This window comes from Ruegeria sp. AP12 (assembly GCF_056540025.1).
On the sequence record NZ_JBQFVZ010000228.1, the window covers coordinates 1 to 655 of the forward strand.

Sequence of the window (655 nt, forward strand, 5' to 3'; positions counted from 1 at the left end):
CGGGGCTGCCCGAGGATGTTCTGTACCGCACGGTGGCAGCCTATATCTGTTCCCCGGCCAACCCGCAGGGTGCGGTGGCGTCGCGCGACTACTGGGCCGAACTGATCCGGCTGGCCGAAAAGTACGATTTCCGCATCTTCGCGGATGAATGCTATTCCGAGATTTATCGCGATGAGGCCCCGACCGGCGTTCTGACCGTCGCGCAGGAACTGGGCGCTGATCCTGAGCGGATCACCCTGTTCAATTCGCTATCCAAGCGGTCAAATGTCGCCGGGTTGCGCTCTGGTCTGATCGCAGGTGGCCCCGAGACGATCAAACGCGTCAAGCAACTGCGCAACTATGCGGGCGCACCCCTGCCGTTGCCTTTGCAAGCAGCTGCCGCAAAGCTGTGGGCGGATGAGGCGCACGTGGCCGAGAATCGGGCGCTCTATCAGGAAAAATACGCCATTGCCGATCAGGTGTTCGCTGGCATTCAGGGGTATATGGCACCGCAGGCCGGGTTTTTCCTTTGGTTGCCGGTCGATAATGGCGAAGAAACCGCATTGAAGCTGTGGCAGGACACCGGGGTTCGGGTACTGCCGGGCGCATATCTTTCTCAAGGCGATCCGGGGCAAAACCCGGGCGAGCAATTTATCCGGGCTGCTTTGGTGGCCCC

The 655-nt window shown here is 60.9% G+C and carries 1 protein-coding gene; it reads left to right on the forward strand.

Annotated features, from left to right (window positions below):
• On the forward strand, positions 1 to 655 hold a 655-nt coding region (locus ACR0E6_RS22445; protein ID WP_480587537.1), incomplete at both ends, for an aminotransferase class I/II-fold pyridoxal phosphate-dependent enzyme.